The 1,707-nt window shown below is 29.0% G+C and carries 2 protein-coding genes; one reads left to right on the top strand and one right to left on the bottom strand.

Annotation, left to right across the window (positions count from 1 at the left end):
• The first annotated feature begins 222 nt into the window (after positions 1-222).
• Positions 223-1,062 (top strand): DNA alkylation repair protein, encoded by an 840-nt coding sequence (locus KGF42_RS18995; RefSeq protein ID WP_227826897.1) that lies wholly within the window; start codon positions 223-225, stop codon positions 1,060-1,062.
• Positions 1,063-1,322: 260 nt separating this feature from the next.
• Here the strand turns inward: KGF42_RS18995 and KGF42_RS18990 are convergent.
• Positions 1,323-1,707 (bottom strand): transposase (locus tag KGF42_RS18990; RefSeq protein ID WP_227826896.1); only part of this gene is annotated, 385 nt, incomplete at its 5' end.

Raw genomic sequence — 1,707 nt, 5'->3', positions numbered from 1 at the left:
TTATCTATTGATAGAGATTTAAATGCAAGTATTAATCTTAAAAATGCTAAAAAATATAAGATGGCTTAAAAGCACTTATATATGTACGGAGGGCTAACTTCGGAATTTAAGCCTTTGGAGAACTATATCAAATCGTAGTAGCTTAGGCAAGGCGAGGTTCAATGAAGAAGGAAAAATCTCGATATGGATATATTTGACCATATTTTGAGTAGCAGGTTGATTATGGAAGAAACAAAACGAAAAGGAGCTAGGTCAACAAATGATATATCATCAGAAATATTAGAAAAATTAAATCATGGAGAAATAGAAACTGCCAATGTAGTAGAATGGTTTGCTATTGATAGAAGACTACTACTTACATATATATTACTACAAAATGGTAGAGAAGCATATTTAAATCCTATTTTAGAACATATCAATAGACTTGAAAAACAAACTTCCAATACTATAAGTGAAGCTATCGGAGCAGAACTTTTAAAACAAGCCAGTAATTATAATGATAAGGAATGCTTACAAATAATCTCACATCATGAATCTGACTTGGTTCGTAGCTGGGGAACTTTTATGATAGGGAAAAATACAAATTTAAGTCTTAGTCAAATGTTTCAAGAAATTAGAATTTTTGCAACAGATAAGCATTTTAATGTAAGAGAAGAGGCTTGGGTTGCTATTAGACCTGCTGTTATTCAAAATTTAGAGGAAAGCATTTTGATTTTATCAGAATGGGTATTGAATGAAAATGAATACATTAGACGTTTTGCATGTGAGGTTACAAGACCTAGAGGGGTTTGGTGTAAACATATTGAAGAATTAAAAGAAAATCCTAAACTGGCTTTATCAATTTTAGAACCATTGAAATCAGATTCATCTAAATATGTTCAAAACAGCGTTGGAAACTGGTTAAATGATGCAAGTAAAACACAGCCAACCTTTGTTGAAAACCTTTGTAGAAGATGGGAAAAAGAAAGTAATACTAAGGAAACAAAGTATATTATCAAAAAAGCATTAAGAACGCTTAATAAATCTAGACAGACTGCAAAAAGTAATGATACTAAAAGATAAAATGACATATTCATGCTAGATATTATTAAAAATTCAGTTTATCTATAACCTAATATTTAATTCCATAAGCGATTAGTCTGAGTCTGGAAATATTTATGTGTATTCTTTAAATAAAAATTTATTTTTTAAGTGATAATTAAACATTTATTTGTAAGGCTATGGCTTTAAAAATCATAGCCTTATTTTGATATTTTTTCCATTTTTGCAAAAATTATTACCCCTTTAAGAAAATTTCTTAATTTTTTTGAAATATTTCTTTATTAATTTAGAGTTAAAATTCTTTCTTCAAAATAAATACTTAAATGAGCTAAAATTTGAGTCCAATTTCTAATCTTTTGAGTCCATCTTTCAGAAATATCCATAGTTGCTAAGTATAATGATTTGTGCAAAGAATCATCTGAAGGAAAAATAGACTTCGATTTAGTAACTTTTCTTAATAATCTATTGTAACTTTCCATTGAATTTGTAGTATATATCAATGTTCTTATCTCTTGAGGATACTTAAAGTATGTTGCTAACTCATTCCAATTGCTTCGCCAACTTCTTAATGCTATCGCATACTGATTGCCCCATTTTTCCTCTAAGAGCGATAGCTCACTTAACGCTACCTCTTCTGTAATCGCAGCATATACTTTCTTTAAATCT

Source organism: Clostridioides sp. ZZV15-6383, from assembly GCF_020657735.1.
In the GTDB taxonomy this organism is placed as follows: Bacteria; Bacillota; Clostridia; order Peptostreptococcales; family Peptostreptococcaceae; genus Clostridioides; species Clostridioides difficile_D.
Note: the sequence above shows the minus strand (reverse complement) of the source record. Positions and strands in the feature narration are given on the sequence as shown.

Coding starts and splice junctions, on each gene's coding strand:
- KGF42_RS18995 (WP_227826897.1), top strand. CDS start 223: ATGGAAGAAACAAAACGAAAAGGAGCTAGGTCAACAAATGATATATCA.